We start from the raw sequence: 23,933 nt of genomic DNA on the forward strand, positions 1-23,933 counted from the left end.
CCCCCCCCGCCCCCACCACCACCCACCCCCCAAAACCACTGAATCAACTCCTTTTCTTGGTTTGTTCTCACCCCCTTCTGTTTGTTGGGCGGCGCGGGCGGTGGCTGCCCCGCCCGCCCAACGCGCGCGGTCTGACTAGGTCAGCCCTGGGAGGGATCAGTTCGTGCCCTTGCCGCCGCACTTGCCGGTGGCAACGTTGAAGTTGCCGCAGGACAGAGGCGCGCGCCAATCGGAGATCAGGTCCTTGGAATCAGGCAGATAGTCGGACCATTCGTCGCCCATCACCAGGCCCGGCGTGCGCGACACGGTTTCGAACTGGCCGTCGGCCTGGATTTCGCCGATCAGCACCGGCTTGGTGATGTGGTGGTTCGGCATCATCGTCGAATAGCCGCCGGTCAGGTTCGGCACCGACACGCCGATCATGGCGTCGATGACCTTGTCCGGATCGGTGGTGCCGGCCTTCTCGACCGCCTTCACCCACATGTTGAAGCCGATATAATGGGCCTCCATCGGATCGTTGGTGGTGCGCTTGTCGTTCTTGATGAACTTGTGCCAGTCGGCGATGAACTTCTTGTTCTCGGGCGTATCGATGCTCTCGAAATAGTTCCAGGCAGCGAGATGGCCGACCAGCGGCGCGGTGTCGAGACCTGCAAGCTCTTCCTCGCCGACCGAGAAGGCCATGACCGGAATATCCTCGGCCTTGACGCCCTGGTTGCCGAGTTCCTTGTAGAACGGCACGTTGGCGTCGCCGTTGACGGTCGAGACGACGGCGGTCTTCTTGCCGGCCGAACCGAACTTCTTGATCGCCGAAACCTCGGTCTGCCAGTCGGAGAAGCCGAACGGCGTGTAATTGACCATGATGTCTTCCGCAGCCACGCCCTTGGCCTTCAGATAGGCTTCGAGGATCTTGTTGGTGGTGCGCGGATAGACGTAGTCGGTGCCTTCCAGCACCCAGCGCTTCACCGAACCGCCATCCTCGCTCATCAGATAGTCGACGGCCGGAATGGCCTGCTGGTTTGGCGCCGCACCGGTGTAGAACACGTTGCGCTCACTTTCCTCGCCCTCATACTGGACGGGGTAGAACAGGATGTTGTCGAGTTCCGAGAACACCGGCAGCACCGATTTGCGCGACACCGAGGTCCAGCAGCCGAACACCGCCGCGACCTTGTCCTTGGAGATCAGCTCGCGCGCCTTTTCGGCAAACAGCGGCCAGTTGGAAGCCGGATCGACGACGACCGCCTCGAGCTTCTTGCCGAGCAGGCCACCCTTGGCGTTCTGCTCGTCGATGAGCATCAGCATGGCGTCCTTCAGCGTCGTCTCCGAAATCGCCATGGTCCCCGACAGCGAATGGAGAATGCCGACCTTGATCGTGTCGTCGGCGGCCTTCGCCGGAGCGGACATCAACAGGCCGGCGGCGACCACGCTCGCCGAAAACATTTTTGTTATTGTCGAGAAATTACCCCTCATATTACGGACTCCCAAGCTGGTTGATTGCACCGCAACACTACAAAGCAACCCCCATGCCAACCGCTCCGGCGACCCCGAAAGGGTACAAATAGTTCAGAAATATCAGCGTCTTGGAATGTAGGGCCTCCAAAACAAAGAGAGGCGGCCAAGAATCGATTGAGGGAATTTTGCGCAGCTTACGCAGTCGTTGCCTAATTTTCACTCATTCTCTCAGGCTGCCTATATTTTGATCTCAACAGCAGTGCCTCAGGCGACCGATATTGCGGCGCGGTGCAAAAATAGGGCAAGCTCTCTCTTCAAGCGAGCGACGTCATGGTTTCAGGGATTTCACGCATTTTTATCGGCATACTGCTTCTGGCCGCAGCAACCGGGCCTGCGCGAGCCGATTTCAGCGACGGCAAGATGCCTGACGGCACTTATCATTGCGAAGTGTACCTGCTTGGCATGTTCCTCAGCCTCGGCGACATCACCATCAAGGGGAACGTCTACAGCGGCCCGGTCTACACCAGCCTCCGCGTCTTCGACCCCGTGCAGCAGGGCTATAACTATCAAATGGACGCAAACGGCGTGATCTCGTGGCTGGGGCCGCTGGGCGGATATACCACCGGCGGCAATTCGCTGTCGCTGACCCAGGCGACGCTCGACGGTGAAACCGCCCCTTCCTTCGACATCATCATGAAGCAGCCCGACGGCGCTTTCACCGCCTCGACCTGCACCAAGCAATGAAGCGGCAGGAAAAAAGGCGCGGAACCTTGCGGGTTCCGCGCCAGCAGTCTGTCGGGAGGATTTGACTAGATCGTCTTTGCCGACATTTGCGCGGCGATGTAGTCGGCCTGGCGGATCGCGAGCGACACGATCGTCAGGGTCGGGTTTTCGGCGGCCCCGGTGGTGAACTGGCTGCCGTCGGACACGAACAGGTTCTTGATGTCGTGCGCCTGGCCGTGCTTGTTGACGACGCCGTCTTCCGCTTTCTCGCTCATCCGGTTGGTGCCGAGATTGTGGGTCGACGGATAGGGCGGCGTCGGGAAGGTGCGGGTGGCGCCGACCGCATCGTAAAGTGCCGTAGCCTGTTTGTAGGCGTGGTTGCGCATCGCGGTGTCGTTCGGATGGTCGTCGAAATGCACGTCGGCGATCGGCATGCCGTGCGCGTCCTTTTCGTCGGTATGCAGCGTGATGCGGTTCTCCGCACGCGGCATATCCTCACCGACGATCCACAGGCCGGCCATGTGGTCGTAGTGATCGAGTGCGGTGGTGAACGAGCGCCCCCAGGCACCCGGATCGAGGAACGCCGCCATGAACGGCAGGCCGAGCGACAGCGTCTCGAACTCGTAACCACCCACGAAACCGCGCGATGGATCATGCCGCGCCTCGTCGCGGATGATGCCGGCCATGGTCGTGCCGCGATACATGTGCACCGGTCTGTCGAAGATGGCATAGACCGAGCCGGTGGTGTGACGCATGTAGTTCTTGCCGACCTGACCCGACGAGTTGGCAAGCCCATCGGGGAATTTTCCCGATGCCGAATTGAGCAGCAGCCGCGGGCTCTCGATCGAATTGCCGGCAACCGCGACGATGCGCGCCTTCTGCTCCTGCAGCTTGCCGTCCTTGTCGGCGTAGACGACGCCGGTCACCTTTCCGCTAGCGTCGTGGTTGATCTTGATCGCCATGGCGTTCGGCCTGACTTCGAGATGGCCTGTCGCCTCGCCCTTGGGGATCTCGGTGTAGAGCGTCGACCATTTGGCGCCCCATTTGCAGCCCTGGAAGCAGAAGCCGGTCTGCTGGCAAGACATGCGATCGTCACGATCGACCGAATTGATCGCCATGTTGCCGGTGTGGCATTCCTTATAGCCGAGCTTGTCGGCGCCGGCCTTCAGCACCTTGAAATTGTTGTTGCCCGGCAGCCGCGGCCAGTCATTGGTGCCGGTGACGCCCATCTTGGCTTCAGCCTTGGCATAGTAGGGCTCCAGCTCGGCCAGCGTGATCGGCCAATCGAGCAGGTTGGCGCCTTCCAATTTGCCGTAGGTCGACAGCGTCTTGAACTCATGCTCCTGGATGCGCAGCGAAGCTCCGGCCCAATGCGTGGTCGAACCGCCGACCGACTTGACGATCCAGGCCGGCAGGTTGGGAAAGTCCTTGGCCACACGCCAGTCACCCGACGTGGTGCGCTTGTCCGTCCAGGCGAGCTGGCTGAACGAACCCCACTCGTCATTGATGAAGTCTTCGTATTCGTGGCGCGCGCCGGCTTCCAGGATGACGACGTCGACACCCTTCTGGGCGAGTTCGTTGCCGAGCGTGCCGCCGCCGGCGCCCGAGCCGATGATGACGACCACGCCGTCGTTGTTCAGATCAAATGAAGCTGCCATGGTTTCCTCCCATGATTTCTGTTTGCGGGTTCAGGAACGACGGGGCTCAGAGCCACTCGATGTCGTCGAAACCGCGCGCGATGTAGCCGCCCTTGGAATAGGACTCGCCCTCGTAACCGAAGATCGGCCACACCTCTTTCTGGTTGTAGAGGCTGACGACGAGGCCGCCTCTGATGGCCTGGAAGAATGGCGTCACCTCGATTTGCTTCAGCACGGCGACCCGCTGCTCCTCCCAGCCAAGGCCGCGATAGCCGCCGCCACCGGACTTCTTGTCGAGGTCGGCGATGCCGTCCTCGAGCATCGCCTTGTAGGCGGCGTCCTTGCCGGCCTGCTCGTCATGACCTTTCACGGCAATGGCGTAATATTTGTCCGGAACCTGATCGTGCGGATAGATGTCACGCGCCATCTGGATCAGCGTCGCCATGGTTTCGGGCTTGAGTGCCGATGTCTCGAGCCCCCAGGCATGTTCGGGGCTGATGACGGCGCTGCCGGAGATGACGAGCAGCGCGCCGATGCCGCCGCGTCTGAGAAGCTCTCGACGGGAAAGCCCAGGCTTCGCGTCATAGATCGTGACCATTTTTATTCCTCCCTGCTTGCTATTTGCACCCTTGAGAGTGCCGTTGCTGGCGCTACCTGCCGGTGCGGCTGCAATGTCTCCTATTGAAAGCGACCTGTGCGTTGCAGAACCTCGATCTTGTAGCCGTCGGGGTCCTCGATGAAGAAGAAACGCGCGATCAGCGACCCGTCGCGGTTGAACTCGACGATCTTCTTCGGATTGAGGCCAAGCGCACCGAGACGATCATGTTCGCCGTCGAGATCGGCGACCGAGACCGCAAGGTGACCGTAGCCGTCGCCCAGCCCGTAAGGCTCCTGCCGATCCTTGTTCACGGTCAGTTCGAGCTCGAACCCCGACTCGGCATTGCTGAGGTAAAGGAGCGTGAATGTCTCGAAATCCAGCCTGTCGGCGACATCGAGCCCGAAGGCGTTTCTGTAGAAATCGACGGACCGGGCCTCTTCGAGAACCCGGATCATGCTGTGGATCGCCTTGGCCAAATCAGTCTCCGCTCTGGTGTGGAGACGATTATGCGCGGCACGGACAAAAGGTGGTGGCAGCCGGTTACCACGCCCGAAGCCGTGAACCGTCCTCCATCGCCAACAAGGACAAAAGTCCGATTGCCGTGGCGGCGATTTTACCCGAGAATGCATGTGGGGACAGGTCAAGCAGTGTCAAACTGCACGCCCGTCCACCCAAGACCAACAATCATGGGAGGTTTGTCGGATGTGCAGGGTGTTTGCGGGCCAGGATCCCGAAGGCTATCGCCAGATCAACCGGTCGATTCGCATCGACGGCCACTCGACCAGCATCCAGCTTGAAGGAACATTCTGGGCGTTGCTCGACGAGATCGCCGAAAACCAGAACCTGACGACGCCGAAATTCATCTCCAAGCTCTATGACGAAGCCATAGAGCTCAACGGCGCCATCCCGAACTTTGCGTCGATGCTGCGCACCACCTGCGCGCTCTATCTGCGCGGCCATCGGCCAGGGATGGATGAGCAGATGGTGCCGAAGCGGGAAGCTGCTTAGCGTATTGCGCTCAGCTGAGTTCTTGGGCGAGCCCGATGAGAAGCCCTCCAGGCCCTCGAATGTAACATAGCCGATACACGTCTCTATACTGGACGACTTCGCCTTCGAGCCGCGCACCGCGATTGCGGAGCCTTTCGAGCGTCCCGTCAATGTCGTCCACAGTGAACATGACGCGGAGGTAGCCCAGGGCGTTTACAGGGGCGTTGCGGTGATCGGCGACGACAGGCGGCGTGAGGAAACGGGACAGTTCGAGCCGGCTGTGGCCGTCCGGCGTCCGCATCATGGCAATCTCGACGCGCTGATCGCCCAGTCCCGTGACACGTCCGGCCCATTCTCCTTCGATCGTAGCCCGCCCTTCGAGCTCAAGGCCGAGCTCGCCAAAGAAACCAATCGTCTCTTCAAGGTCATCGACGACGATTCCTATGTTGTCCATCCGTTTGAGCGCCATGGTGTTCAGTCTACAAGGTGTCGTCCAGGTCGTAAACTCATTAGCCTGCTTGCCAGCTGAGCAAGTATGATCAAGGGATCTTGAGAGCCTGGTGATGCGTCGCGGTGGGCCTGGCATTGACCGCGACCTCGAACGCCACCCGGTCAGTGGCTGGTTCCTGATTCATGCCTGATGGCACGACGCTGTTTCTATCGGTCCAGGATCCGGGCAGGTAGGCCGGATGCTTCGCGGGATCGTGGCCCGACTTCCGGGCAGCCATCCGGCTTCAACAACACACCCAGACCCGATCGGCAGTCGACCGAACCCTCGCTAACGATTTTGTGATGTGGTTGACGAGGTCATTTTCATCTCGCAGTCTATCGGCATTCGATCTGCGGATTAAACTAACTATCGTTGTCATGATTACTTTGGCGTCACTTCCCGGGTGCGTTCTCTTATTTTCGAGATTCCTAATATGAACCATCGCAATCCTGTTCGAATGAATCGGCGTCTTTTCCTGTCCTCGGTCGCAATATTTACGGCAACCGCGACATCGGCCGGTTTTGCGCGATCGTTCTCGGGCACTTTGCCCTGGACGCCAATGGCATCCGATCCACCCGCGCAGGTCGTGGCCGGCGGCTGGCACTTTTTCTCAGCCCAGGAAGCAGCCCTTGTCGAGGCGATCGTCGACCGCATCATTCCGGCCGACGAGCTCAGCATGGGCGGCAAGGAAGCCGGTTGCGCCGTCTATATCGACAGGCAGTTGATGGGGGCGTTCGGAGTGTCGAGCCGGCTTTACACGCAAGGCCCGTTTCTGCCTGGACTGCCCACCCAGGGCTATCAGGGCGAGGCCAATCCGGCGCAGCGTTACCGCACCGGGCTTGCCGCCATCGACGCCTTCCTGAAACAGCGGGACGGCAAGACATTCGTCGAGCTCGCATCGGCCGAACAGGATGCCTTCCTGACGGCAATGGAGGCCGGGCAAGTCGACCTGCCCAATGGCGTCAAGGGTCCCGGTTTCTTCGGGCTTCTGCTGCAGAACACCATGGAAGGGTTTTTTGCCGACCCCGTCTATGGCGGCAACAAGGACATGGTCTCGTGGCGCATGCTTGGTTTTCCAGGTGCCCGCTACGACTACCGCGACCATGTCAGCAAACACAATCAGCCATATCCGCAGCCGCCTGTCTCGATCATCGGGCGTCCCGAATGGCTCGGCAAAGGCGCCTGATCATGACCAAGATACTGCCTCGCAAAGACGTCGTGATCGTCGGCCTCGGCTGGACGGGATCCATTCTGGCCCACGAATTGACCGATCAGGGCCTCGACGTGGTGGCCATAGAGCGCGGCCCCTGGCGCGACACGGCAACCGATTTCAACATCGGCTATGCGCAGGACGAGTTGCGCTACAGCATCCGGCGCGACCTCTTCCTGCAGCCGACCGTCGAAACCATGACGGTGCGCAATGACCCGTCGCAGAAGGCGCTGCCGATGCGCGATTTCGGCTCCTTTCTCCCCGGCAACGGCGTCGGCGGCGCCGGCGTCCACTGGAACGGCCACACCTGGCGGTTCTGGGATTCGGACTTTCAGATAAAGACCAATCTGACGAAGAAATACGGTGCATCGAGAATCGCCGATCTCCAGGTCGAGGACTGGGGCGTGACCGGCGCGGAGATGGAGCCCTATTACGACCAGTTCGAGTATCTGGCAGGCATCTCGGGCAAGGCCGGCAATATCAAGGGGCAGTTGCAGGAAGGCGGCAATCCGTTCGAGGATCCAAGGTCGCGGGATTATCCGAACCCGCCGATGCAGATGACCTACGCGCCAACCCTGTTCGCCGAGGTCGGCCGGTCGATCGGCCTGCATCCCTTCCCGACCCCATCCGCCAACATGTCGCGGGCCTATGTCAACCCGCTCGGCATCGCCATGGGTCAATGCACCTATTGCGGGTTCTGCGAACGCTTCGGCTGTGCCAACTATTCGAAGTCGAGCGCCCAGACCACCGTCCTTCCCGTGCTGATGAAGAAGTCGAATTTCGAAGTTCGCACCGACAGCGAGGTTCTGCATGTCGATCTGGCTCCCGAAGGCAAGTCGGCGCGCGGCGTCACCTATGTCGATACGTCAGGCGAGGAATATTTCCAGCCGGCCGATCTGGTGCTGCTGTGCGCCTACGGCCTGCACAATGCCCGGCTGATGATGCTGTCCGGCATCGGCAAGATCTACGACCCCGGCAGTGGCGAAGGAACGGTTGGGCGCAATTACTGCTACCAGACAAATGCCGGCGTGCAGGTGTTCTTCGACGACAAGAACTTCAACCCGTTCATCGCCGCCGGCGCGCTCGGCCAGACGATCGACGATTACAATGGTGACGCGTTCGACCACGGCGCGCTGGACTTCGTCGGCGGCGCGGGCATCAACTGCATTCCCACCAACGGGCGCCCGATCGGAACCAGGCCGACCTTGCCCGGCACGCCGAAATGGGGCAGCGCCTGGAAGAAGGCAACGGTCGAGGGTTACAAGAGCACGCTTGGCTACTCGTCCCAGGGAAGCAGCTACGCGACGCGCAACAACTACCTCGACCTCGACCCGACCTACAAGGACCGTTTCGGTCGTCCGCTGATGCGCATGACGTTTGATTTTCCCGACAACGACATTCGCATGTCGAACTATGTCTGCGACCGGATGGAGGAAATCGCCAAGGCGCTCGGCGGCAAGCAGTACGCCGTCGGCCGCCGCAAGAAGGGCTGGGACAGCGTCCCCTACCAGAGCACCCACAATACGGGCGGCGCCATCATGGGAACGGACCCGAAGAAGAGCGCGGTCAACACCTTCCTCCAAAGCTGGGACGTCCCCAATGTCTTCGTCATCGGCGCGTCGGCCTTCCCGCAGAATGCCGGCAAGAACCCGACAGGAACCGTCGGCGCGCTCGCCTTCCGTGCCGCCGATGCCATCCGCAATCAATATCTGCGCAATCCCGGTGCACCCCTGGTGCAGGCATGAACAAGCTCGTTTTCACGCTCGCCATCGGCGCCGCGGCCCTCAACGCGGGCCCGGCACGGAGTGCCGACCAGGCGGACCAGATCATACGTGGACAGTATCAGGCCGTGCTCGGCGACTGCGCAGGCTGTCATACGCAGGCCGGGGGCAAACCGCTGGCGGCGGACTGCCGCTCGAAACGCCGTTCGGCATGCTTGTCCCGCCCAACATAACCCCCGACGGCGAAACGGGCATCGGCAATTGGTCGGAAGCCGATTTCCGCAGCATGATGAAGTCAGGCATCGGCCACAATGGCGTGCGGCTCTACCCCGCAATGCCCTACCCCGCCTATACCAGGATGAACGATCGGGACATTTCCGACCTGTGGGCCTATCTGACGACGGTTGAACCGGTATTGAACAAGGTCGAGGCCAATCAGCTGCCCTTCCCGTTGAACATCCGGCTGGCGATGCTGGGCTGGAATGCCCTCAACTTTACCGAGGCAAGCTTTCAGCCGGATTCCTCCAAGTCGGCGGAGTGGAATCGCGGCGCCTATATCGTCCAGGGTGCAGGACATTGCGGCACCTGCCACTCGCCCAAATCTTTCCTTGGCGCCGACAAGGACAGCGAGTTCCTGCAAGGTGCCTCCCTGCAAGGCTGGTTTGCCCCCGACATCACCAACAATGCGCAATCGGGCCTTGGGAAATGGTCTCAGGAGGATCTGGTCCAATACCTCAAGACCGGCGTCAACGCGCATTCGATTGCATCAGGTCCGATGGCGGAGGCCATCGAGAACTCCACGTCGAAAATGACCGATCCTGATCTCAAGGCGGTTGCAGTCTACCTCAAGAGCCTGGGCTCGGATGTCGACAGCGTCCAACCGGCAAAGCCTGACGCGACACGGATGGCAACGGGCGAGGCAATCTATCGCGACAATTGCTCGGCTTGCCATGGTGGAGATGGTGCCGGGTCAGGCGTGCTTTTCCCTTCCCTTGCCGGCAATTCGATCGTCGCGCAGGGCAGTTCCGAAACATTGGCCCGGCTCGTCCTTGCCGGCAGCCAGGCCGTGCACACGGCTGATGCACCGACTACGCCCGCCATGCCCTCCCTGGCCTGGCGCCTGAAGGACCAGGAGGTCGCCGACGTCCTGACCTATGTGCGCGCCAGCTGGGGCAACGCCGCCCCGGCGGTCGCCTCCGACGATGTGGCAGCCGTGCGCAAGCAATTGCTCCCGTAACTCGGCTAGCTCTCGGCTGCGACAGCGAGCGCCAGACGGCTCATGTCTGCGAATAATTCCTGGCGCTCGGAATAGTCGGTCTGTTCGCCGGTCTCGATGTTGTCGACCACGACACACATCGACAGCGCACGCGCTCCGAAATGCTCCGATATGCGATAGAGCGCGCTGGTTTCCATGTCCACGGCCAGGGCTCCTTCCGCCCGCGCAACGGCAAAACGGGCGCGCCCTTCCGGGTGATAGAAGATGTCGCTGCACACCGTCAGGCCGGCATGATGGTCGATGCCGAATTCTACCGCCTTGGCCAGTGACGATGCGAGGAGCGCCGGGTCGGGGCCAGCGGGTCCGTAAAGACCGAAAACCTGGCCGCTCTGGGCGCTTTCCGCCTGTGCCGATTGTGAGATGACAAGGCTGCGCAGTTTTGCCTTTGCGGTCAGGCTGCCGCAGGTGCCGGTGCGGATCAAGGTCCGGGCGCCATAATGGTCCAGCAGTTCATGCGCATAGATCAGAAATGATGAAACGCCGATGCCCGTCGCCTGAATGCTGATGGACTTGCCACGAAACAGCCCGGTGAAGCCAAGCGTGCCGCGGCGGCGATTGATGCAGCGCGGCGCTTCCAGGAACGTTCGCGCCATCCACTCGGCACGCTGCGGATCACCCGGCAACAACACCGTGTCGGCGTAGTCGTCCTTGTCCGCTTCGTTGTGCGGCGTCACAAGTTGCTCCCCTAAGCCTTCCTGCCGTTTCACCCGCAATCATGGCGTTGTCACGGCGTTGTGCAAGGAGGAACATGGGAAAGGCTCTAAGACTCCAGCACGTCCTTGACGATCGTCGCCAGTTGCTTGAGCGAAAACGGCTTGGGCAGAAAGCCGAAATGCGCATCTGCCGGGAGGTTTCTGGCGAATGCGTCCTCGGCGTAGCCGGACACGAAGACGAACTTGATGTCCGGCTGGCGCTTGCGCAATTCACCAAGCAGTGTCGGTCCGTCCATTTCCGGCATGACCACGTCGGAAACGACGATATCGACCTTGCCGCCCAGCGCCTCGAACACTTCCAGCGCCTCGACGCCCGACGATGCCTCGTGCACGGTGTATCCACGCGAGGTCAGCGCCCGCATGCCGCCCATGCGCACGGCATCCTCGTCCTCGACGAGCAGCACCGTGGCCGAGCCCGACAGATCCTTGGCCGGATCGGCGACCTTTGCCGGCGCCGCCGGCGCATCGCCGGGCTCGCCTGCTTTTTTCGCTTCGGCGATGTGACGCGGCAGGAAAATGCGGAAAGTCGAGCCTTTGCCGACTTCGGAATCGCAGAAGATGAAGCCGCCGGTCTGCTTGATGATGCCGTAGACCATCGACAGACCAAGGCCGGTGCCCTTGCCGACTTCCTTGGTGGTGAAGAAGGGTTCGAAAATCTTCTTCAGCACGTCGGGCGCGATGCCGCTGCCGGTGTCCTCGACTTCGACCACGACATAGTCCGCCGGGGCGAGTTCGCGGTAGGAAAAGGCCTTGCACTCCTCGGCGGTGACATTGCGGGTGCGCACGGTGAGATCGCCGCCCGCCGGCATTGCGTCGCGCGCGTTGACCGCAAGGTTGACCACCACCTGCTCGAACTGCCCGATATCGACCTTGACCGGCCACAGGTCGCGGCCATGGTCGACCTTCAGCTTGATGTCGTTGCCGACCAGGCGGGCGAGCAGCATCCTGAGATCGGCGAGCACGTCGGTCAGGTTGAGCACTTCCGGTCGCAATGTCTGCTTGCGCGAGAAGGCCAGAAGCTGCCGCACCAGCGAAGCCGCCCGGTTGGCGTTCTGCTTGATGTTCATGATGTCGGGGAAGGACGGGTCCGACGGGCGGTGGTTGGTCAACAAAAGGTCGGACGCCATGATGATGGCAGTCAGCACATTGTTGAAATCATGCGCGATGCCGCCGGCAAGCTGGCCGACCGCCTGCATCTTCTGGCTTTGCGCCATCTGCCCTTCGAGCGCTTTCTGCTCCGTTGTCTCGACGGCGTAGACGATGGCCGACTCCTCGGCGCCCTCGCCGCCGGTGCCGTCGGCGACGGCGTTGACGTAGAAGCGGATGTGCCGTTCGTCGTTGCCGGGCAAAAGCGTGTCGATCGGCTCGATGTCGGCCTGCCGCTGCTGCGCTTTCTCGAAGGCAGCCGCGAAGGCCGGCCGGTCGCGTTCATGGATCACCGTGTCGAGCCGTACGCGACGGTCGACGGCGTCGCGATCGACGACAGACGAAAACAGCGACAGGAACGGCGCATTGGTACGCAGGATGCGCCCATTGTGGTCGACGCCGGCGATCGCCATCGGTGTCGAGTTGAAGAAGCGGGTGAAGCGCACTTCCGAAGCCCGCAAATCGGCAGAGGCATCCTCGCCTTGCGTGCGGTTGAGCACGATCGTGCGTGTCGGCCCGTTCAATCCTTCGCGGCTGGCCGAAACGCGGTGCATGAAGCGCACCGGCAGCGCTTCGCCCGTCGTGGTCGTCAGGTCGAGATCTATCACCGCGTTGCGTGTGGTGCCGGGGTCGGCCTTGACCGAGCGGACCAGCGCCATGCCGTCGCCAGCCACGATCTCCGACAGAGACACGGCGCCGGGCGTGAAGCTGGTGAGGTCGATGCCCAGCCATTCGGCGAGCGTGGCGTTGATATAGGTGACGCGGCCCTCCTGGTCGGCCGAAAAGAAGCCGGCCGGCGCGTGGTCGAGATGATCGATCGCCTTCTGCAGATCGAGGAAGAAGCGCTCCTGCTCGGCCCGCTCCTGCGAGATGTCGGCAAGCTGCCAGGCCAGCATCGGCAGCCGCTGGCCTGGAACGCTGAAGGCGCGGGCGCGTGCCCGGTACCAGCGGGCGCCAGGCTCGGCACCGGGCCGAATGGACTGTGCGAGCCTAAACTCGCCGTCGCCCGGCTGGCCGTCGCGCAGGCCGGATGCCAGGCGATAGATCGTCACCGAGGCTTCGGGGACATCCGAGAGCAATCCCTCGACGGTCTTCAGGTCGGCAGCGGACGATGCTCCGGTCATATCCGCATAGGCGCGATTGGCGTAGACGACGCGGCCCTTGGTGTCGGTGACGAGAAGCCCCTGCGACATCGAATCGACGAAGGATTTCGACAGTTCGTCGCCTGTCGAGCGTGGCGTGACCTGCACGAAGCCGATCGCCGTCGCGAACAGGAAGCCGACGCCGATCATCGCCAGCACGCCGAGCATGCCGAGCAGGAAAGGATCGCCGAGGCGCTCGCGGAAAAGCCCGAAGACGATCGCCGCCCCCGTCAGAACGACGATGAAAATGATAAGCCGGGTGACCGCGCCGGGTCGCGTATTCTGGTCGACGATCGGTACCGGATAGAAATCGCCGCGCGCTTCCTTGGCCATGTGCCCCCTGCTCGTGAATTCCGGTGTTCCGACACCCGCCCTAGCGGGTTGAATCACATTCTCCTAGTCCGGAAAAGGCCTGGGCGGCAAATGTCGGATAAAAATGATGTCTTCCAGGCTTCGGAGTTTTTCTAGCTGTTCACCAGCGTGAAACGCAACTTGCGGTGGCCCGCTGCAACGGTCTAGTGTCTCTTCACTTCCAAGGGCGATCAGGGGAACCCAATGCAATGGCTCGATAGCGTGGCAGGTCCCGGTTATGCCGCAGCATTGTTGTGGACGTTTGCAGCGCTTGTCCTGCTGGTTATCGTTCTCGTTATCATCAAGCTGGTGCGCAACCTGACATTCGGAACCTTCGTCGCCGGTGGCCGGAACCGCAAGACGCGACTGGCCGTCATGGATGCCACCGCCGTCGACAGCCATCGCCGGCTGGTGCTGATACGCCGTGACGATATCGAGCACCTGCTTCTGATCGGCGGCCCGACCGACGTCGTCGTCGAGCGCGATATCCGACTTTCGGCGCTACGCCGGCCGGCATTGACCGGAGATGGCGGCTTGCAGCCGGTTCCGGCCGCCGCGGCCCCGGCAAGACCGCGTCCGCCGCAACCCGCTCCGCCGCCGGCGAGACAGGCTCCCGCTCCACAGCCGGTGAACACGACGCCACCCGCCCGCCCGCGTACAACAGCGCCGCCGGCACCTGCACCGAAGCCGGCAACGCAAAGCTATCAGCCGACCAATGTCACGCCGTTGCCTGCCTACGGCTCCGCCAACGCCAACACCGCCCGGCACGCGCCGCCACCACCGCAGCCGGTGCAGGACAGCATCGACGACACGCTGATGAGGGAACTCGAAGTGTCGCTGGATCAGCCCCGTTCGGGCGGCCCGGTGGGCAAGCCGGCGGCGCCGCAGTCGCTCGACGACGAGATGACCAAGCTTCTCGGCGAACTCTCCAGTCAGAAGAGATGAGCGACCGCCGGGTCGCTATCCCGCGAAACATCGTCGCCGGTCCGCTGCCGAACCACCTCGTCCAAGCGCAAAATATCAAGGGTTTGCGGCCTTCGCGCGCCTCAGAGCGGTGGATGCCGCACCAATAAAAATGGCCGGAAAACCGGCCATTTCAGAATCGAGTTCGTTCGATGACAGCCGGCCGTGAGCCGCCGGCCTTGACCTTCAGTCGTCGCGATAGACTTTTTCGCGGCGCTCATGCCGCTCCTGCGCTTCGATCGACAATGTCGCGATCGGACGCGCATCGAGCCGCTTCAGCGCGATCGGCTCGCCGGTCTCTTCGCAATAGCCGTAAGTGCCTTCGTCGATGCGCTGCAGGGCGGAGTCGATCTTTGCAATGAGCTTGCGCTGACGGTCGCGGGCCCTGAGTTCGATGGCACGGTCGGTTTCCGAAGAGGCGCGATCGGCCAGATCGGGGTGGTTGGCGTTCTCTTGCTGCAGGATTTCCAGTGTTTCGCGCGCTTCGCGCAATATGTCACTCTTCCAGGTGACGAGCTTTGAGCGGAAGTAGGATTTCTGCCGCTCGTTCATGAACGGCTCGTCTTCGGAGGGTACGTAATCGGCGGTAACGATGTCGTTCATTCGACTCACCCAAACTGCCCCAATTTTGGCGCCTATATATTCGTCGTCCGACGCCTGCACAAGCGCAATCGGCCGCTGTCTCACGCAATTGTTAAAGTACCCGTCACGCGTCTCTGCGGCCGCGTACGGTCGCTTTGGTACAAAATTCGCCGAGACACTTTCGATCCGGTGGCACATGCTTTCCGAGATTGCCGTGACCCCGGGGGCCGATACGCAAGAGACCTTTGCAGCAAGCAGCATTGGGTGATTCGCCGTGTTGAAGAGCACGGGCCATTGTGCGCAACGCCGTTCCCGTGGCTAATCCGGGACGCTTCGGCATTCGGAGGTTGGGTGAGCAGGCTTTATCTGTTGCGACATGCAAAGGCTGGCTGGGCACTGCCCGGCATGCGGGATTTCGATCGCCCGCTCGATGCGTCCGGCCGCGCCGATGCCGAAATGGTGGGGGCCGCCATGCGCTCCCGCCTCTATGTTCCGGACCGGACGCTCTGCTCCAATGCCAAGCGCGCCAAGGAGACGCTGGAAGGCCTGGCCGGCCAGACCGACACCGGCCGGGTTCTGTTCTTCGACGCGCTCTACAGCGCGGACGCGGCCGGGTACCTCCACCTTATCCGCGACAATGGCGGATCAGGCTCATTGCTGGTCATTGGCCACAACCCGATGATGGAAGACCTCACCATGGCAGTTTCGGGCGACGGCGACGAGACTGCGCGGGTCACGCTGAACCATGGGTTCCCGACCGCGGGCCTGGCAGTCGTCCGCTTTGACGGCGATCTTGCCAGCGCCGCCCAAGGCGCCGGCTATCTCGAAGCGTTCCTGACGCCGGCCGATCTCTGAAGCCATTTCAAAGCCTGGTAGCAGAGCCTATATCGGACGGACCGAAGTTCGAGAGAGCATATTTTGGCATCATCGCTGACCACCTTCACCGACGAGGCGAGGATTGCCCTCGACACGCTGTCGGGCCGCGCCACCGGGCTTTTTTCCCCATCGCTGCGCCTCGGCGTGACGGGATTGTCCCGCGCCGGCAAAACGGTGTTCATATCGGCCCTTGTCCACAATTTGATCCATGGCGGCCGCCTGCCGCTGTTCGAGGCGCAGAAATCTGGGCGCATCGCCCGCGCCTTCCTCGAGCAGCAGCCGGACGACGCGGTGCCGCGTTTCCAGTACGAGGACCACATCGCCGCCCTGGTCAACGATCGTGCCTGGCCCGATTCGACGCGCGCCATTTCGGAACTGCGGCTGACCATCGAATATGAATCGGCTTCCGGCTGGAGCCGCATGTTTTCCTCCGGCAGATTGTCGGTCGATATCGTCGACTATCCCGGCGAATGGCTGCTCGATCTGCCGCTGCTCGGCAAATCCTTTGCCGATTTTTCGCACGAAGCCTTTGAAATGGCCGTTCTGCCGGTGCGCGAGGACCTTTCGCAGGGCTGGCGGGCGTTGTCGTCCGGGATCGATCCGAACGCCGACGCCGACGAGATGACGGCGCGCCGCCTGGCCGAAAGCTTCGCCGCCTATCTGAAGGCCTGCAAGCTCGACGAGCGGGCGCTTTCGACCTTGCCGCCCGGCCGTTTCCTGATGCCGGGCGATCTCGAAGGCTCGCCGGCACTGACCTTCGCGCCCCTGGCCGGGATTGGCGACAGGCGTCCACGCGCAGGGTCGCTGCACGCCATGATGGACAGGCGCTATGAGGCCTACAAGACGCATGTCGTCAAACCCTTCTTCCGCGAACACATCACCCGTCTCGATCGCCAGATCGTGCTGATCGACGCCATGCAGGCGCTGAACGCCGGCCCCGGCGCCATGGCCGACCTGGAACGCGCGGTGACCGAGATCCTCAGCTGTTTCCGACCCGGCCGGGGCAGCTTCCTCACCGACCTGTTCTCGCGGCGCATCGACCGCATCCTGGTTGCCGCGACCAAAGCCGACCATCTGCATCACGAAAGCCATGACCGCCTGCAGTCGATCGTGCGGCGGCTTGCCGACCGCGCCGTGGCACGGGCGAATTTCACCGGCGCCGACGTCGATGTGGTAGCCATGGCGGCGGTGCGCGCAACGCGCGAAGGCGCCGTCAAGCAAGGCCGAGAGACGTTGCCAGTCATTATCGGCACGCCGATCGCCGGCGAGAAGATCAACGGCGAAACCTTCGATGGAAAAACTGAAACAGCCATATTTCCTGGTGATTTACCGGAGAAAATTGATGCGGTTTTTGATCTTTCGGGAGCCGATCACAAGCAGGATGCCGCGGACCCTGCAATCCGCTTCGTCCGTTTCCGTCCCCCAAAGCTAGAACGCACGGCCGAAGGTATCACCCTGTCGCTGCCGCATATCAGGCTCGACCGTGCCTTGCAGTTCCTGATCGGAGATCATCTGGCATGACTGCGCCCCGCAAGCCGGCAGCGTTCCGCATCGAGCCGGAAGCCGAACCAAGGCAAGAGGCGCCGCAGGCGCGCCGTGCCCAGGCCGATGCCCAGCGCAAACCCAGCGCGATGAAGGCCGATGTCGCGATGGTCATCCCGGCGGAAGTCGATGTCTTCGACGAGCCTGACATCATTGCCGCGGAGCCGCCGCCGGCCATTGCCCCCAGGAAGCGTTCGCTGCTCGGCAGCATCTTCTTCGGCGCCTTTGGCGTGCTGGTTTCGCTGGCGGTCGGCCTATGGACCGACCAGCTCATCCGCGACCTCTTCGCGCGTGCCGAATGGCTGGGCTGGCTGGCTGCGGGCATGGCTGCCATTGCCGTGCTGGCGCTTCTGGTGATCCTGATTCGCGAATTCCTGGCGATCGTCCGCCTTGCCGAGGTCGAAAAGCTGCAGAAGCGTGCGCTCGACGCGATCGCCCGCGACGATCCCAAGGCTGCACGATCGGTCGTCGACGAATTGTCGGCCTTTGTCGCGGCCAAACCCGAAACCGCGGCCGGCCGGCGCACGTTGGCCGAACTGCGCGGCGAAATCATCGACGGCGGCAATCTCGTGCGTCTGGCCGAGGCTGAAATTCTCGGACCACTCGATGCCAGGGCGAAGGTGATGATTCTCGAAGCCGCCAAACGCGTTTCGCTGGTGACGGCGGTCAGTCCACGCGCACTCGTCGATGTTGCCTATGTGGTGTTCGAGGCGGGGCGGCTCATTCGCCGCCTGTCGGAACTCTATGGTGGACGGCCGGGAACGCTGGGTTTCTTGCGCCTGGCGCGCAGCGTGCTGGCGCATCTGGCGGTCACCGGCTCGATCGCGGTCGGCGACAGTTTCGTCCAGCAGATCGTCGGCCACGGCCTGGCCGCGCGCCTTTCGGCCAAGCTTGGCGAGGGCGTCGTCAACGGCATGATGACGGCGCGCATCGGCATCGCCGCGATGGAGACGGCGCGACCCCTGCCCTTCAGCGCCGCCAAGCGTCCCGGACTTGGTGATTTCCTCTCGGCACTGACATCGTTCGCAACCAGGAAAGACGGTGAAACGACCCCATCCGGCAAGTGAGCCGGGCTGGAGTGTCTGGACCTTCGGAATTGTTACCGGACTGCTTTGCGGCGGCCCCGCGGTGACGAAGCATTAACCAATCTTGTTCATGGTCAGACGGGTTCCAAACAGCATCTTTGTTGCCGGGTGTCGTCGATGAAAAGCGTAATTCTATCCAGCGTCCTGCCCTTGGCAACGGTGATTACGGCAGTCGTCGGCATTGCCGGAGTGGCCTCTGCGGCGGAGCCGGACAAGCAGTTCTTCCAGTCCGCCGAAGGCAAGTGGATCGGTCCCGGCGAAATCGTCGCCGGCAAATACAAAGGCACGAAGTTCAACTGCAGCTTCACCGGCTCGACGCCCGACGGCAAGGTCGGCATGTCGCTCGACGGCGGCTGTCGGGTCGGCATGTTCACCCAACCGATGTCGGCCAAGATCGAGCGCAAGGGCCGTGAGGGCTACAAGGGCAGCTTCATGGGTGGCGCGACCGGTTCCGGCCTCGACATCATCGGCGGCAACGTCGTCGATCCCCGCAAGGTGGTCTTCACCATCAACCGCAACCAGCTGCGCGGCGTCATGCAGGCTCGCATCCCTGACGACAATTCGATGACGGTGACTATTGCCGTGCGCGTCGACGACCAGCTGGTGCCGGTGATCGGCATGAGCCTGAAGCGCGTCGACGCGGTCGAAGTCGGCTCCATCGCGCCGAACTGAACAATTCAAAAGAAAAGGCGGCGACCCAACGGTCGCCGCCTCGTTTGATCAAATCGAATCAGGGCGTTAGCCTTTGATCGTGGCCGTCAGTTCGTCATAGGCCTTGCAGGCGTCGGCCAATGTCGTAGCGCCCTGATACTTGGTTGTCACCGCCTGGACCTTGGCCGTCAGATCAGCCGCTTTGGACGGGTCCTTGGTAATCGCTTCCTGCAGCGCGGTAGCCATGTCCTGCGCCTTCTTGGTCGCGATTTCCGCCGTGCACTCGGGCGCCTTCGAGCAAGCCGAACCGGCAAGCACCGCCAGGCCGACGGCAACAAACAAAAACTTCTTCATGTCAGTCATCTCCTCAAAAAGGGCGCGACTTGATCGTCGATCACCCTCCAATGGCCGAAGCCGAGCGTCCTTAGCCTTCGATTGCGGCAAGATGCAACGTGTTCCCGGCCTCAACTTGTGTATCGCGCCTGCAACATCGGCGGCGGCCCGGATTCAGGCTATTTTATCAGCGGCAGCAAAGTTCAGCTGCGCGGCTGCAGCAGCGCCAAGACGGCGGTCGATGCGGCAAGGATAGCAGTCAGAGTCAAAGGCCCAGTCGCGCCATAGGTGTCCACGACATAGCCGCCGACAACCGCGCCGATGGTGATGGCAATTTGGAAAGAGGTGACCATCAGGCTGCCCGCTGCCTCCAGCGCATCAGGCGCCGCGCGCGACATATTGGTCGGCAGCACCACCGGCGCCATGCCAAAGGCGAAACCCCACAGCGTAACGAAGCCGAAGGCAACGCCGATATGCGAGCCCCAAAGCACCAAAGTAAGTGCCGCAACCGCCATCAACGCCGCGGTGACTGCGAGGGCCATGTGGATGTTGGTGTCGGCCATGCGGCCGCCGGCAACATTACCGATCACGGCAGCGATGCCAAACCCGAGCAGAGCCAAGGCAATCGGTCCGGTTGTAAGGAGTGTCACCTGTTCGAGGAAGGGACGCACATAGACCGAGCCGGCAAAATGCCCCGTCATCAGCAAAACAATAGCCAGCATGCCGAGTTGGATGCCGCGCCGCCGGGTTAGCCGAAATACATCTGCAAGGCTGTTGCTTGCCGTTGCAGGCAAGGTCGGCAGGCTGAGAAACTGCAGCAGCATGGCAAGCGCGGCCAGCCCCGCCGTCATGGCCATGGCACTGCGCCACCCTATCCAGTCACTGATCAGCGCGCCCATCGACGGTGCGGCAATGGTGGCAAGCGAGACGCCGAGGGTGACGATCGCCATGCCCCGACCTGTCGCATTGGCGCCAACCAGCCTCGCCACGACGGCGACCGAAAGTGCCCAGAAAGCGCTGAGAGCGATGCCCAGCCCGGCCCGGCCCAACAGCAACAGCCAGAAATCGGTCGCCAGCGCCGCCAGGATATTGGAACCGACCGCAAGGGCGCTGAGACCAACCAGCACCGCCTTGCGGTTCAAGCGGCCGATGAGAACATTGCTCAACATGGCCGTCACGGCGCCGACGGAAGCGGTGGCGGTGACGACCTGTCCGGCCGTCCCCTCGCTGATGCCGAGATCGCGTGCCATTGGCGTCAGCAGACCTGCGGGCAGGAATTCGGCAGACACCAGGGCAAAGCTGGTGGCCGCCAATGAAATGACCGCGAACCAAGTGGCTGCGCTCCACGCGGCTGGTGCATCGGCATCAAGGCCAATCGCGGCGTCTTCAAGCTGTAATGTTGTGTCAGTCACGGAAAGATCTCCAAAGTTTGGAGGTCTTAAATAGGCGAGTCCGCTCGGATGATATGTATCTTAGAATCCGAAATTCATATCCATTCGTCCGGGAATTGTGCGACGCACAACGCCCGGCGAGACATTGGTGATGCGCTTGAACGCGCGCGCGAAGGATGCCTCGGAATCATAGCCCAAACGGGTAGCGACTTCGGCAACCGACAAGCCGTTTTGGCCCAGCAATTCGCGGGCAAGCTGCATACGCAGGCGGGCGAGATAGTGTGCGGCACCCTCTCCCAATACCGCACTGAAACGCTCGGCGAAAATCGAACGCGATTGGCCTGCCACGCCGGCCAGGCTTCCCAGCGTCCAGTTGTGGCCGGGGTCGCGGTGCATGGCCGCCAAAGCGCGGCCTATATGGGGGTCGCGGATGGCTGCGAGCCAACCGGTGGTCGAGGCTCCGTTGCAATTGACCCAGCAGCGTATGAGCCGGGCCGTTAGCAAGTCGGCCATACGCGAGAGAATCGTGGCGCTGCCCATCTGCGGTTGCGAGGCCTCCACCGTCATGGCCGCCAGCAAAGGACCGACGACCGGGTCATTGCCGGCCACGTCGCAACCCTTGATGACAGGCGGCATCAACGTGATCAATGGGTTGAGCGCATAGGAGTCCAAGGCCATGGAGCCGCAGAAAAGGGTGCTCGTCGCGCCCGTTCCTTGCCGTACCACTTCGCAGACGTTGCCCCCCAACTTGATCACCTGGCAACCTTCGAGCGAGTCCCCTGCAACGTCCGGCGCGCTCGCCAGCCGATGGGCGATGCCTTGCGGCAGCAGCACCAGATCGCCATCGCGCAACTCCTGCCAGCCTTGCGATTCAGTATGAATCCAGCACGGGCCCTGGCCGACAAAGTGAAACCGAAGCAGCTGTTGTTGCGGAAAGTCTATGCTCCATGGGTGCCGGAGCTCGCAGCGACCATAGTTGACACCACTCAAGCGAAAGTCTTGTAAAACTTCGCTGAGCGCATCCATCGGGATATGTGGCGTCGAAGACGGCCGGGACGAATAGTCAGGCATATACGAGATATAGATGCCGAACGTCCGACAGGCAAGCGGGGACCGTTGTTCCACCAGGGGAATCGCTGCAACGGCACCCTACCTTTCCCGGCAGATTTCTCGCCTTGCCTCCCGCTCCAACTGCATGCAAGGAGTGCTGTGAGACACAGGGACAAGAGGCATGGCGGCGGAAGCATCGGGCAGTGATCTGGTTCAGGTGGTGGCGCTGCTTGCTGCCGGTGTCGTCGCCGTTCCCATTTTCAAGCGCATGGGCCTCGGCTCGATTCTCGGCTATCTGGCCGCCGGCGTGGTGATTGGCCCGTTCGGCCTCGGCGTCTTTTCCGAATCGGAAGCCATTCTTCATGTCGCCGAACTCGGCGTTGTGATGTTCCTGTTCATCATCGGGCTGGAAATGCAGCCATCGCGGCTCTGGGGCCTGCGCCGTGAGATATTCGGCCTCGGCGCCCTGCAGGTCGGCGTCTGCGCGCTGCTGCTGACCGGTGTCGGCATGGCTGGAGGGTTTCCGATCGCACAATCCTTCGTCGCCGGCGCCGGCTTCGTGCTGACTTCGACAGCGATCGTCATGCAACTTCTCGAGGAACGCGGTGAAATCGCCGCCCCGAAAGGCCAGCGCATCGTATCGGTCCTGCTGTTTGAAGACCTAGCCATCGTACCGCTGCTGGCCCTGATCGCGTTCCTGGCGCCCGGTGGGGCCGACACCAGCCTGTCGGAGCGGCTGACCGAGGTCGGCATCGGGCTCGCCGCGATCGTCGGCCTGGTGGTGGCAGGCCGCTATCTGCTCAATCCGTTCTTCCGCATCCTGGCGGATGCCCGTGCCCGCGAGGTGATGACGGCGGCAGCGCTCCTGGTCGTTCTCGGATCCGCCCTCGCCATGCAGCTCAGCGGCCTGTCGATGGCGATGGGTGCCTTCCTGGCCGGCGTGCTTTTGTCCGAATCGACCTTCCGCCATCAGCTCGAAGCTGACATCGAACCCTTCCGCGGCATCCTGCTCGGTCTGTTCTTTCTCGCGGTGGGCATGTCGCTCGACCTGCATGTGGTCGCGGCGAACTGGCGGCTGATCGCCGTCTATGTCGTCGCCTACATGGTGATGAAGGCGTTCGGCATCTACATCGTCGCCCGTATCCTGAAGTCAGGCCACCGCGAAGCGCTTGAGCGCGCGGTCTTCATGGCACAAGGCGGCGAATTCGCCTTTGTCCTTTACTCGGCGGCCGCGGCGGTCGGCATCATAGACGGCCAGGCCAACGCGACGCTGACGGCGATCGTTATCATCTCCATGGTGCTGACGCCGCTGGCGATCATCGCCTTGCGCTATCTGACGCCGCGCGACGAGCAGTCGCTCGACGGCGTCGATGTCGCCGATGGCCTGACCGGCAGCGTGCTGGTCATTGGCTTCGGCCGCTTCGGCCAGATCGCGAGCCAGCCGCTGCTGCTGCGCGGCATCGACGTCTCGATCATCGACAATGATGTCGAAATGATCCAGGCGGCGGCCGATTTCGGCTTCAAGGTCTACTATGGCGACGGCACGCGACTGGACATCCTGCATGCCGCCGGTGCCGGCCGGGCGCGCGCCGTGCTGATCTGCGTCGACAAGGCCGATGTGGCTGTTCGCATCGCCCAGTTGATCAAGGCCGAATTCCCACTGCTCACAGTGCTGGCCCGCGCATTCGACCGTGGAACGGCGCTGCAGCTCATTCGTGCCGGCGTCGACTACCAACTGCGCGAAACCTTCGAATCCGCACTTGTTTTCGGTGGCTCGGCACTGGAATCGCTGGGCGTCGACCCCGAAGACGTGGCTGAAACGATCGAAGACGTCAGGCGCCGCGACACCGATCGATTCGAAACCCAGCTTGCCGAAGGCATTCGCGCCGGACAGCGCTTCCTGAGAGGCAATATCGGCACGCCGATTCCGACACCGCTCTCCACGCCGCGCCGGCCTGGTCAGGCACTCAATGAAGAGACCGCGGGTGTGCTGCACAAGTCCGAACCCGCCGATTGA

The 23,933-nt window shown here is 62.3% G+C and carries 22 protein-coding genes; 11 read left to right on the plus strand and 11 right to left on the minus strand.

Features of this window, described 5'->3' with window-relative positions:
• Positions 1 to 156: 156 nt before the first annotated feature.
• A complete protein-coding gene (urtA, locus tag NKI21_RS28795; RefSeq protein ID WP_128303581.1) occupies positions 157 to 1,467 on the minus strand; it encodes an urea ABC transporter substrate-binding protein in 1,311 nt (436 codons plus the stop codon).
• 312 nt (positions 1,468 to 1,779) lie between these two features.
• Between urtA and NKI21_RS28800 the strand changes: the two genes are divergently transcribed.
• Positions 1,780 to 2,193, plus strand: a complete 414-nt coding sequence (locus NKI21_RS28800) for a hypothetical protein (RefSeq protein WP_023813011.1) — start codon at positions 1,780 to 1,782, stop codon at positions 2,191 to 2,193.
• A 65-nt stretch (positions 2,194 to 2,258) separates the two neighbouring features.
• On the opposite strand, the gene NKI21_RS28805 is transcribed toward NKI21_RS28800, so the two are convergent.
• The 3 genes from NKI21_RS28805 to NKI21_RS28815 form a co-directional block, all read right to left on the minus strand.
• Positions 2,259 to 3,830, minus strand: coding sequence for a GMC family oxidoreductase (locus NKI21_RS28805; RefSeq protein ID WP_352720136.1), 1,572 nt, complete (start codon positions 3,828 to 3,830; stop codon positions 2,259 to 2,261).
• A gap of 46 nt (positions 3,831 to 3,876) precedes the next feature.
• Positions 3,877 to 4,407, minus strand: a complete 531-nt coding sequence (locus NKI21_RS28810; protein WP_352553014.1) for a gluconate 2-dehydrogenase subunit 3 family protein — start codon at positions 4,405 to 4,407, stop codon at positions 3,877 to 3,879.
• An 80-nt stretch (positions 4,408 to 4,487) separates the two neighbouring features.
• Positions 4,488 to 4,883 (minus strand): VOC family protein, encoded by a 396-nt coding sequence (locus tag NKI21_RS28815; protein WP_352868613.1) that lies wholly within the window; start codon positions 4,881 to 4,883, stop codon positions 4,488 to 4,490.
• A 226-nt stretch (positions 4,884 to 5,109) separates the two neighbouring features.
• On the opposite strand from NKI21_RS28815, the gene NKI21_RS28820 reads away from it, so the two are divergent.
• Entirely contained in the window at positions 5,110 to 5,415 is a 306-nt protein-coding gene (locus NKI21_RS28820) for a ribbon-helix-helix domain-containing protein (protein WP_352868616.1), read from the plus strand.
• A 10-nt stretch (positions 5,416 to 5,425) separates the two neighbouring features.
• Here NKI21_RS28820 and NKI21_RS28825 read toward each other — a convergent pair whose 3' ends face one another.
• Positions 5,426 to 5,863 (minus strand): VOC family protein, encoded by a 438-nt coding sequence (locus tag NKI21_RS28825; RefSeq protein WP_023813016.1) that lies wholly within the window; start codon positions 5,861 to 5,863, stop codon positions 5,426 to 5,428.
• 580 nt (positions 5,864 to 6,443) lie between these two features.
• Here NKI21_RS28825 and NKI21_RS28830 point away from each other — a divergent pair.
• From NKI21_RS28830 to NKI21_RS28840, 3 genes are all read left to right on the plus strand, one after another.
• Entirely contained in the window at positions 6,444 to 7,070 is a 627-nt protein-coding gene (locus tag NKI21_RS28830; RefSeq protein WP_352868618.1) for a gluconate 2-dehydrogenase subunit 3 family protein, read from the plus strand.
• Between the two features lie 2 nt (positions 7,071 to 7,072).
• A complete protein-coding gene (locus NKI21_RS28835) occupies positions 7,073 to 8,839 on the plus strand; it encodes a GMC family oxidoreductase (RefSeq protein WP_352868620.1) in 1,767 nt (588 codons plus the stop codon).
• A 187-nt stretch (positions 8,840 to 9,026) separates the two neighbouring features.
• A complete protein-coding gene (locus NKI21_RS28840; protein ID WP_352868622.1) occupies positions 9,027 to 10,052 on the plus strand; it encodes a c-type cytochrome in 1,026 nt (341 codons plus the stop codon).
• A 5-nt stretch (positions 10,053 to 10,057) separates the two neighbouring features.
• Here the strand turns inward: NKI21_RS28840 and NKI21_RS28845 are convergent, their stop codons facing one another.
• Both NKI21_RS28845 and cckA read right to left on the minus strand, forming a co-directional pair.
• Positions 10,058 to 10,765 (minus strand): purine-nucleoside phosphorylase, encoded by a 708-nt coding sequence (locus NKI21_RS28845; RefSeq protein ID WP_352868625.1) that lies wholly within the window; start codon positions 10,763 to 10,765, stop codon positions 10,058 to 10,060.
• 86 nt (positions 10,766 to 10,851) lie between these two features.
• Positions 10,852 to 13,425, minus strand: coding sequence for a cell cycle histidine kinase CckA (cckA, locus tag NKI21_RS28850; protein WP_023813021.1), 2,574 nt, complete (start codon positions 13,423 to 13,425; stop codon positions 10,852 to 10,854).
• Between the two features lie 222 nt (positions 13,426 to 13,647).
• On the opposite strand from cckA, the gene NKI21_RS28855 reads away from it, so the two are divergent.
• Positions 13,648 to 14,388, plus strand: coding sequence for a hypothetical protein (locus tag NKI21_RS28855; protein WP_352440300.1), 741 nt, complete (start codon positions 13,648 to 13,650; stop codon positions 14,386 to 14,388).
• A 204-nt stretch (positions 14,389 to 14,592) separates the two neighbouring features.
• Here NKI21_RS28855 and dksA read toward each other — a convergent pair whose 3' ends face one another.
• The gene (dksA, locus tag NKI21_RS28860) at positions 14,593 to 15,009 is read right to left on the minus strand and encodes an RNA polymerase-binding protein DksA (RefSeq protein WP_023813023.1); all 417 of its coding nucleotides are present in this window, start codon (positions 15,007 to 15,009) and stop codon (positions 14,593 to 14,595) included.
• Between the two features lie 330 nt (positions 15,010 to 15,339).
• Here dksA and NKI21_RS28865 point away from each other — a divergent pair, with 330 nt between their 5' ends.
• The 4 genes from NKI21_RS28865 to NKI21_RS28880 all read left to right on the plus strand — a co-directional run bounded on the left by NKI21_RS28865 (position 15,340) and on the right by NKI21_RS28880 (position 19,163).
• On the plus strand, positions 15,340 to 15,843 hold the full coding sequence (locus tag NKI21_RS28865) for a SixA phosphatase family protein (RefSeq protein ID WP_352440299.1): 504 nt from the start codon (positions 15,340 to 15,342) through the stop codon (positions 15,841 to 15,843).
• A gap of 63 nt (positions 15,844 to 15,906) precedes the next feature.
• Complete coding sequence (locus NKI21_RS28870) at positions 15,907 to 17,385, plus strand: YcjX family GTP-binding protein (protein WP_352440298.1); 1,479 nt, start codon at positions 15,907 to 15,909, stop codon at positions 17,383 to 17,385.
• Entirely contained in the window at positions 17,382 to 18,473 is a 1,092-nt protein-coding gene (locus NKI21_RS28875; protein WP_352461281.1) for a YcjF family protein, read from the plus strand. The genes NKI21_RS28870 and NKI21_RS28875 overlap by 4 nt, the downstream gene beginning before the upstream one ends.
• A 135-nt stretch (positions 18,474 to 18,608) precedes the next feature.
• Entirely contained in the window at positions 18,609 to 19,163 is a 555-nt protein-coding gene (locus NKI21_RS28880; protein ID WP_127295926.1) for a hypothetical protein, read from the plus strand.
• A 66-nt stretch (positions 19,164 to 19,229) separates the two neighbouring features.
• Here the strand turns inward: NKI21_RS28880 and NKI21_RS28885 are convergent, their stop codons facing one another.
• The 3 genes from NKI21_RS28885 to NKI21_RS28895 all read right to left on the minus strand — a co-directional run bounded on the left by NKI21_RS28885 (position 19,230) and on the right by NKI21_RS28895 (position 21,937).
• Positions 19,230 to 19,496, minus strand: coding sequence for a hypothetical protein (locus NKI21_RS28885; RefSeq protein WP_127271315.1), 267 nt, complete (start codon positions 19,494 to 19,496; stop codon positions 19,230 to 19,232).
• A 182-nt stretch (positions 19,497 to 19,678) separates the two neighbouring features.
• On the minus strand, positions 19,679 to 20,887 hold the full coding sequence (locus NKI21_RS28890) for an MFS transporter (protein WP_352440296.1): 1,209 nt from the start codon (positions 20,885 to 20,887) through the stop codon (positions 19,679 to 19,681).
• Positions 20,888 to 20,947: 60 nt separating this feature from the next.
• Positions 20,948 to 21,937, minus strand: coding sequence for an AraC family transcriptional regulator (locus tag NKI21_RS28895; protein WP_023813030.1), 990 nt, complete (start codon positions 21,935 to 21,937; stop codon positions 20,948 to 20,950).
• A 160-nt stretch (positions 21,938 to 22,097) separates the two neighbouring features.
• Here NKI21_RS28895 and NKI21_RS28900 point away from each other — a divergent pair, with 160 nt between their 5' ends.
• Positions 22,098 to 23,933, plus strand: coding sequence for a monovalent cation:proton antiporter-2 (CPA2) family protein (locus NKI21_RS28900; protein WP_352440295.1), 1,836 nt, complete (start codon positions 22,098 to 22,100; stop codon positions 23,931 to 23,933).

It is taken from the genome of Mesorhizobium sp. M0715 (genome assembly GCF_040320355.1).
Classification (GTDB): domain Bacteria; phylum Pseudomonadota; class Alphaproteobacteria; order Rhizobiales; family Rhizobiaceae; genus Mesorhizobium.

Excerpts from the sequence above, each read along its gene's own strand:
- NKI21_RS28875 (WP_352461281.1), top strand. The coding sequence starts at position 17,382 with ATGACTGCGCCCCGCAAGCCGGCAGCGTTCCGCATCGAGCCGGAAGCC.
- NKI21_RS28900 (WP_352440295.1), top strand. The coding sequence starts at position 22,098 with ATGGCGGCGGAAGCATCGGGCAGTGATCTGGTTCAGGTGGTGGCGCTG.
- NKI21_RS28810 (WP_352553014.1), bottom strand. The coding sequence starts at position 4,407 with ATGGTCACGATCTATGACGCGAAGCCTGGGCTTTCCCGTCGAGAGCTT.
- NKI21_RS28825 (WP_023813016.1), bottom strand. The coding sequence starts at position 5,863 with ATGGCGCTCAAACGGATGGACAACATAGGAATCGTCGTCGATGACCTT.
- urtA (WP_128303581.1), bottom strand. The coding sequence starts at position 1,467 with ATGAGGGGTAATTTCTCGACAATAACAAAAATGTTTTCGGCGAGCGTG.
- NKI21_RS28855 (WP_352440300.1), top strand. The coding sequence starts at position 13,648 with ATGCAATGGCTCGATAGCGTGGCAGGTCCCGGTTATGCCGCAGCATTG.
- NKI21_RS28885 (WP_127271315.1), bottom strand. The coding sequence starts at position 19,496 with ATGAAGAAGTTTTTGTTTGTTGCCGTCGGCCTGGCGGTGCTTGCCGGT.
- NKI21_RS28880 (WP_127295926.1), top strand. The coding sequence starts at position 18,609 with ATGAAAAGCGTAATTCTATCCAGCGTCCTGCCCTTGGCAACGGTGATT.
- cckA (WP_023813021.1), bottom strand. The coding sequence starts at position 13,425 with ATGGCCAAGGAAGCGCGCGGCGATTTCTATCCGGTACCGATCGTCGAC.
- NKI21_RS28805 (WP_352720136.1), bottom strand. The coding sequence starts at position 3,830 with ATGGCAGCTTCATTTGATCTGAACAACGACGGCGTGGTCGTCATCATC.
- NKI21_RS28800 (WP_023813011.1), top strand. The coding sequence starts at position 1,780 with ATGGTTTCAGGGATTTCACGCATTTTTATCGGCATACTGCTTCTGGCC.
- dksA (WP_023813023.1), bottom strand. The coding sequence starts at position 15,009 with ATGAACGACATCGTTACCGCCGATTACGTACCCTCCGAAGACGAGCCG.
- NKI21_RS28840 (WP_352868622.1), top strand. The coding sequence starts at position 9,027 with ATGCTTGTCCCGCCCAACATAACCCCCGACGGCGAAACGGGCATCGGC.
- NKI21_RS28820 (WP_352868616.1), top strand. The coding sequence starts at position 5,110 with ATGTGCAGGGTGTTTGCGGGCCAGGATCCCGAAGGCTATCGCCAGATC.
- NKI21_RS28835 (WP_352868620.1), top strand. The coding sequence starts at position 7,073 with ATGACCAAGATACTGCCTCGCAAAGACGTCGTGATCGTCGGCCTCGGC.
- NKI21_RS28895 (WP_023813030.1), bottom strand. The coding sequence starts at position 21,937 with ATGCCTGACTATTCGTCCCGGCCGTCTTCGACGCCACATATCCCGATG.
- NKI21_RS28830 (WP_352868618.1), top strand. The coding sequence starts at position 6,444 with ATGGCATCCGATCCACCCGCGCAGGTCGTGGCCGGCGGCTGGCACTTT.